The following is a 6,818-nucleotide window of genomic DNA, read 5'->3' as shown; positions in this document are numbered from 1 at the left end:
CCGACTTCCTCGGCGGCTCGGTCCGCGATGAACCGCAACGTTCCGGTGAGCGTCCTCGCAACGGTCGCGGGCCACCGGTGAAGGCGTGCGACCGCGGGGTTCGCGGTGAGCTGTGAGGTAACCAAGTCTGTCCGATCGTCGATAGGTATCGCAGAAAGTTCGACACGACATACCCGGGGCCGTTACGGCCAAACGCATGAAAACGGCCGGCGCGGGATAAAAGGCCAACACGGCGCACGACCGTGGTCTACGTTCGCGCCGGTGACTCGGAGTTCGAAAGGGGGGACGAACATGGCGGAACTGTGGACATGTTCGCAAGGCACGCGCCGGGCACACGTGAGGGCCGCGCTCATGCGGTCGGCGCTCGTGGTGGCGGTGCTGGGCATGGTGGTCGGCTTCGGCGCGGGACGGGCCGCCGCGTTTCCCGGCGGCGACGCCGCGGGCGCCCTGACGGTCGGCGGGTTGAACCGCACCTATCAGGTGCACGCACCGCCGGGGTTGAACAACCCCGCCGGGCTCGTGCTGAACCTGCACGGCGCGGGGATGACGGGGCAGGCGCAGGCCGGGGCCACCAACTACAACGCGATCGCCGATCAGTACGGCTTCGTCGTCGCCTATCCCGACGGCATCGACATGAGCTGGGCCGACGGGCGGGGCGCCTCGCTGCCCGACCGCCAGGGCGTCGACGACGTCGGCTTCCTGGTCGCGCTCGTCGACCGCCTTCGCCAGGATTACGGCGTGGATCCGGGTCGCGTGTTCGTGACCGGAACCTCGGCGGGGGGCTTCATGGCGTCGCGGCTGGCATGTCAACGCGCCGACGTCTTCGCCGCCGCGGCGCCCGTCGCGGCCACGCTGGCCTCCGGGTTCTCCTGCGCGCCCTCGCAGCCGGTGTCGGTGCTCACGGTGCACGGCACGTCCGACCCCGTGGTGCCGTTCGGCGGTGGCCCGATGCTGGGGCGCGGCGGAGCGAGCGACATCGTCTCGGCCGCGGCTATGGCGCAACGCTGGCGCGACATCGACGGGTGCCCGGCGCCGGCCGAGCAGGTGCAGGGCAACGTCCATCGGTTCGTGGCCACCGGTTGTGCGGCCGGGACCGAGGTGGAGTTCGTCCAGATCGACGGTGGCGGCCATGTGTGGCCGGGCGGTCTCTTCGCGCCGTTCGACGCCTCCCAGGCGACCGGTCAGTTCTTCGCCACCCACGGCAGATGACCCGCCGGTCGGTTCTACGGTAGGCAAATGAGCAACGACGCCCCCGGTATCACCGGTATCCACCACATCTCCATCACCGTGACCGATCTCGAGGCCAGCCTGGCGTGGTATCAACGCCTGCTCGCGGCCGATCGGGTGCCGATGAAGTTCCCCCACTACGAACGCGAAGACACCGGATACGGCGAACTGCTGATCGAGCCGCGCTCCGGCGTCGTCATCGGCCTGCACACCAACACCGGCAACGACGGCAACCGATTCGACGAGGCCCGAACGGGATTGGATCACGTGGCCCTGAACGTGGCGTCGCGCGCCGAGCTGGACGCATGGACGCGACGGCTCGACGAACTCGGCATCGAGCATTCCGGTGTGCGGGCGGCCGATGAGCCGTTTCCGTTTGCGACCGTGGTGTTCCGCGACCCCGACAACATCCAGCTCGAGCTGTTCACCACCGGCTGACCGTCAGGAGGTCAACCGTTCCACGAGCGAGCACAGATCGCTGAACTCCAGCGAGGTGTTGCCTCGTGTCCGCCATCGACAGGATCATCGCGGCGGAACCCGCCTCGTACAGAGGGTTATCGGTCATGCCGGAAAACTAGCTCGTCGTGCACCGTCGCGGCCTAGGCTGCGGGCCATGTCACTCGACCGCGCCGCGCTCCTCGCGGGCAGTGTCCGCTTCGCATCCGGAGTGTCGTTTCTGGTCGATCCGCTCCGGGCCAACCGGCTGTGGGGTGACCCCGAGGAGCCGACGCCGACGGCGCAGCTGCTGCTGCGCTCGATGGGCTACCGCGACGCACTCATCGGGGGGCTGCTTCTGGCCTCCGCCGTGCGCGGTCGCGATACCCGGGGGTGGTTCCTGGCCTCGGCCGGTGCGGACGCGGCCGACCTGCTGGGCGGCATGGGTGTGCACCACGAGATGAAGCGCTCGCAGCGGGTGATCGGACTCGGGGGTGCGGTCATCGGCATCGGCGTCGGTCTCTGGGGCGCGCTGCGACGTCCACAGCGCAGCGAGGACTGAGCTCAGCGCGTCAACAGCAGACAGCCGGCGATCGGCCCGCCGCCCGCCGCGGCGACCGCCACTTCGGGCCGACGCGATACCTGCCGCTCACCGGCCTGTCCGCGCAGTTGCAGACACGCCTCGTGCAACAGCCAGTAGCCGTGCATCCGGCCCGCCGACAGCTGGCCTCTAGGTGTTGAGGGGCAACTCGCCGTCGAGCGCGATCCGCGTCGCGCCTTCGACGAACGGCCCCGCCTCGCCGTCCGCGCAGAACCCCAGCGCCTCGAGCCACGCGAATGTCAGAAAGGTGAAACCGTCGTAGAGTTCGGCGACGTCGACGTCCGACGGCGTCAAGTCGGTGCGCGACCACATCTGAGCCGCCGCATCGGTGGACGCCATCTTCGGGAAGTCGTCGCGGTGGAACCACCCGCCCGAACCATATGCTCCGCCAACGGCTTCCACCGCAACTGGAGGCTGGGGGCAGTCCGCCGCGTAGTCGGCGTGCGAAATCACGAACGCGATCGAACCGTCGATCGGCACATCGCAGTCGAACAGGCCGAATGGTGTGGACACCGGCCGCGCCGCCATGTAGTCCGCCATGGTCATCGGATCGCGGTAGGCGGCAAGCGGATTGAGCGCGGCGTTGGCCCTGCTGTTGATCGCGAGCCAGCCGAGCTGTTCCTTCGTCGTCCCGTACAGCTCCATGTGCCGGCGGCAGTGCATGGCCAGCCAGTTCGCCGCCGAATACGCGTGTGCAGCCAGCAGTTCGTCGATGTCGCCGAACGGTCCGAGCCTGCGCCGGGCACCGGGTTCGCGGGGCTCGATCGGCGGATTCGCCAATGGGTTGGGTCCAGCGGTCGGCGGTGCCTGCGTCATCATCCCGCCGAGCATCTGCACGGTCCGATACACCAGCACATGGCGTGCTCGTCGCTCGGACACCGCCACCATCGCCGACATCACCGGCGTGAGCACACCCCCGGTGGGAAAACCGTAACCCTGGTCGACCGCTGGGCCGCCCAGTGCCGCAACGACTTCGGTCAGCGGCGTGTCTCCGAAGGTGACGATGCCGTCGATGTCGTCGGGGGTGAGACCGGCATCGGCGACGGCGCCCCGCGTCGCCTCCATCGTCAGTTCGATTCCGGGGATCCCGGTGCGTCGGCCGATGCGGGAGATGCCGAGCCCGCTGATGATCGCGTCCTTCTCGAACGTGGTCAATCGGCCACCGCCTCGTCTCGTCACCGCCCGAATGCCCGTCGCGCGGCGGGGTTCCTGTGATACTCCCGCTCGAGACTGTACGTTCTGAAGGCGTGTCCGACGACGTGCCACCCGCCGCGCCCAGAATGCTGCCCGGCCTCGACGAGCACAACAGCGCGTTCTGGACCGGTGGACGGGACAACCAGCTGCTGATCGCGCGCTGTGAGCGTTGCCGACGGTGGGTGTCGCCGCCGGCCGCCGACTGCCCGGACTGCGGAGGAGAGCTCGCCCCGCAACCGGTGTCGGGGCGCGGCACCGTGTTCACCTACACCGTCAACCACCAACCGTTCAATCCGGCGGTTCCGCTCCCGTACGTCATCGCGATCGTCGAGCTCGATGAACAACCCGGGCTGCGGATTGCCACCAACATCGTTGACTGTCAACCCGATTCGGTGCGCGCCGGCCTTCCGGTCGAGGTTCGTTTCGAACGCCAGCACCGCGACGGCGAGACGGTCTACGTGCCGGTCTTCGTGCCGCGGTGAGTCTCAGGCGCCACGTTTGAGGCGGGGTGTCGTCGCGGGCGTAACGGCGGACGGGCGGCGCCGGCGCCGAGTGGCCGCCTCGACCTCCACACCGTCGGAAGCCGGTTCGCGCACCTGTTCACGGAGCCTGCGCAGCGCCTGTGCGAGCAGCCGCGACACGTGCATCTGCGAATAGCCCATGCGCTCGGCGATCTGGGTCTGCGTCATGCTCTCGAAGAAACGCAGCATCAGCACGGTCTTCTCACGCTCGGGCAGCGCCGCGATCAGCGGACGCACGGTTTCGAGGTCGACCACCTTGTCGATGTTCGGATCGATGTCGCCGAGCGTGTCGCCCACCGAGCGGAACTCGTCGTCGGCGGAGGCCTGAACGTCGGTCGACAGCGTGGAGTAGTTGCTGCTGGCGATGGTCGCCTCCATCACCGCGTCGCGTTCGATGCCCAGGTGTTTGGCGACCTCGGACGGCGTCGGCGCCCGACCGATCTGCTGTGACAACTCCGCGCGGGCTTTGACCAACTGCCCCTGCAGGTCCTTGAGCCGCCGCGGAACCTTCACCGCCCAGCCGTAGTCCCGGAAGTGCCGGCGTACCTCGCCCATGATGGTCGGAATCGCAAACGACAAGAAATCGGCACCGTTGTCGGGATCGAAGCGGTTCACGGCGTTCACCAGTCCGACGCGAGCGGCCTGCACCAGGTCATCAATCGGCTCACCGCGGTTGCGGTAACGGCGCGCTACGTGGTCGGCGAGCGGCAGCGTCCGGGCGACGATCGCCTCGCGCTGGCGCCGATGGGGGAGTGACCCCTCCTCGAGCGTCTTCAGGCGGCGGAACATGTCCGCCACGTCTGAGTATTCAGAGTTCGCCTCGGACACCACACAGGCTCCTAACTTCCGACCCTGCCGTATGGAATCGCACGGCTCGGATCTGAACCTGTGGTTGTTGCGGTTTACCCCCTCGGGTGGCTTGTCGAAACGTTGCCCGTCGGGGTCCTCGACCCAGCGTAGCCGTCGACGGGCGCGTGCGTGGTCAACCGGCGAATTCGCGCGCCTTGCTCGGCGTGTTGACGGGCATCGCGTGCTTGCCGTAGGGCCGTTGCCGCGTGAGCCGGGCCGGTGCGGTGACCAGCGGGCTGTCCCAGATCGCACCCGTGAAAACCGCGGCGCCCAGCGCCGTCAAACCTGCCATCGCGACCAATGTGTCGGGGTCCATGCCTCTGGGATTACCCACCGGGGGCGGATACGACTCGCACCGCGGAGAAAAAGTTTGCTCGGCGTCAGCGGGCCCGGTGAGCGAGCAGTTCGGCGTGATGGATCACCAGGCTTTTGCCGTAGACGGTGATCCAGCCACGGTTGACGAACTCGGACAACGCCTTGTTGACCGATTCCCTTGAGGCGCCGACCAGTTGGGCGATCTCGGCCTGGGTCAAGCCGTGGTCGACGCGCAACTGCCGATCCTGGCGGGTACCGAAACGCTGGGCGAGGTGAAGGAGTTGTTTGGCGATCCGGCCGGGCACGTCGGTGAAATTCAGGTCGGTGATGAGGTCTTCGGCACGCCGCAGATTCCGCGCCAGGAGACGCATCAGCTGCTCGGTGAGGTGTGGGCTGTCGTCGATGCAGGCGTGCAACGCATCACGGTCGATGACGGCGACGAGCACGGGGGTCAGGGCCGTGGCCGAACCGGTGCGCGGCCCGGAGTCGAACACGGACTCGGCGCCGAAGATCTCCGAAGGGCCGAGGACGCCGAGCAGTTTCTCGGGGAAGTCCGCGCATCGCCACCCGACCTTGACCTTTCCGTCGATGACGACGTAGAGGAGACGATCCCGTTGGCCTTCGTGGTAGATGCATTGGCCCGGTGCGTAACGGTCGTAGGAGAAGCGGCGGATCAGCGTCGCCCTGTCGGCGGGTTCCAGTCCCCGGATGATCGCCGAGCGCGCCAGTACGGCTTCGCTGTCACGCGCCACGGCTTTCTCGGCCGTGGCACCGGCGGCCATCAGCATGCCTACTCCCAACCCTGTTGAGCGCGGGGCTACCCCGCTGCGGAAGTGGTAAACGCTAACCGCGCGATGTTGTGCCGCTCGAAACCATTTCGGGAGGTTCGGCGGGCTCCAATGCAGTGCCCTCGATGTCGACGTCGGGCACGTATTTCTCGAACCACCGCGAGTGTGCCCACATCCGCCGGCCCACGATGCTCATGATGGCCGGGATCAGCGTGAGCCGAACGACGAAGGCGTCCAGGAAGACTCCGACGGCGAGGGTGAGTCCCACGGATTTGATGATCGGGTCGCTGCCGGCAAGGAACGCGATGAACACCCCGAACATGATCAATGCGGCGGAGGTGACCACCCGGGCGGACAGGCCGACCCCGTTGCGCACGGCGTCGAGCGCGTCGTCGGTCCGGCTCAGTTCCTCCTTCATGCGCGAGACGACGAACACCTGATAGTCGCTGGACAGGCCGAAGATGATGGCCAGCACGATGATCGGAAGGAAGCTGATGGTCTCGCCGGGTGTGATGCCGAGAAGGTCGGCGCCCCAGCCCCATTGGAACACCGCGACCTGCACGCCGAGCGCTGCGAACACCGAGAGCAGAAAGCCCAGGATCGAGGTCACCGGGACGAGCGCTGCGCGGAACGCGATCGTCAGCAGCACGAACGCCAGTCCCACGACCACGAGCAGGAACATCGGCAGCGCTGCGGCCAGTTTGTCGGAGGTGTCGATGTTCGATGCCGTGGTCCCGCCCACGAGAATGCTTGCGCCGGTGTCACCTTCGATCGCGGTCCGGTCGGCCCGGATGCGCTTGACCAGATCGGCGGTCGCGGTGTCGTTGGGTCCGGTGGCGGGGACGACCTGGATGATGGCGGTGCCGTTCTGATTGACGCCGGGCGCCG

At 67.7% G+C, this 6,818-nt stretch carries 8 protein-coding genes and 1 pseudogene; 4 read left to right on the top strand and 5 right to left on the bottom strand.

All coding sequences use genetic code 11. From position 1 onward, the window contains the following. Positions 1-351 precede the first annotated feature (351 nt). The 3 genes from A5698_RS09395 to A5698_RS09385 all read left to right on the top strand — a co-directional run bounded on the left by A5698_RS09395 (position 352) and on the right by A5698_RS09385 (position 2,224). Positions 352-1,209, top strand: a complete 858-nt coding sequence (locus A5698_RS09395; protein ID WP_084792354.1) for an extracellular catalytic domain type 1 short-chain-length polyhydroxyalkanoate depolymerase — start codon at positions 352-354, stop codon at positions 1,207-1,209. 27 nt (positions 1,210-1,236) lie between these two features. Further along, on the top strand, positions 1,237-1,665 hold the full coding sequence (locus tag A5698_RS09390) for a VOC family protein (protein WP_068295774.1): 429 nt from the start codon (positions 1,237-1,239) through the stop codon (positions 1,663-1,665). 175 nt (positions 1,666-1,840) lie between these two features. Further along, positions 1,841-2,224, top strand: a complete 384-nt coding sequence (locus A5698_RS09385) for a DUF4267 domain-containing protein (protein WP_068295772.1) — start codon at positions 1,841-1,843, stop codon at positions 2,222-2,224. A gap of 2 nt (positions 2,225-2,226) precedes the next feature. Here A5698_RS09385 and A5698_RS09380 read toward each other — a convergent pair. Then, a pseudogene (locus A5698_RS09380) lies at positions 2,227-3,418 on the bottom strand (thiolase family protein). 125 nt (positions 3,419-3,543) lie between these two features. Between A5698_RS09380 and A5698_RS09375 the strand changes: the two are divergent. Next, complete coding sequence (locus tag A5698_RS09375) at positions 3,544-3,939, top strand: Zn-ribbon domain-containing OB-fold protein (protein WP_197506724.1); 396 nt, start codon at positions 3,544-3,546, stop codon at positions 3,937-3,939. A 3-nt stretch (positions 3,940-3,942) separates the two neighbouring features. On the opposite strand, the gene A5698_RS09370 is transcribed toward A5698_RS09375, so the two are convergent. From A5698_RS09370 to A5698_RS09355, 4 genes are all read right to left on the bottom strand, one after another. Further along, entirely contained in the window at positions 3,943-4,806 is an 864-nt protein-coding gene (locus A5698_RS09370; RefSeq protein WP_084792352.1) for a SigB/SigF/SigG family RNA polymerase sigma factor, read from the bottom strand. A 154-nt stretch (positions 4,807-4,960) separates the two neighbouring features. Next, complete coding sequence (locus A5698_RS09365) at positions 4,961-5,143, bottom strand: hypothetical protein (protein ID WP_068295768.1); 183 nt, start codon at positions 5,141-5,143, stop codon at positions 4,961-4,963. A 64-nt stretch (positions 5,144-5,207) separates the two neighbouring features. After that, complete coding sequence (locus tag A5698_RS09360) at positions 5,208-5,924, bottom strand: Crp/Fnr family transcriptional regulator (protein WP_068295775.1); 717 nt, start codon at positions 5,922-5,924, stop codon at positions 5,208-5,210. Positions 5,925-5,985: 61 nt separating this feature from the next. Beyond that, positions 5,986-6,818: MMPL family transporter (locus A5698_RS09355; protein ID WP_156670678.1), on the bottom strand; the 833-nt coding region annotated here is incomplete at its 5' end.

The organism is Mycobacterium sp. E136 (assembly GCF_001666865.1).
GTDB lineage: Bacteria > Actinomycetota > Actinomycetes > Mycobacteriales > Mycobacteriaceae > Mycobacterium.
Note: the sequence above shows the minus strand (reverse complement) of the source record. Positions and strands in the feature narration are given on the sequence as shown.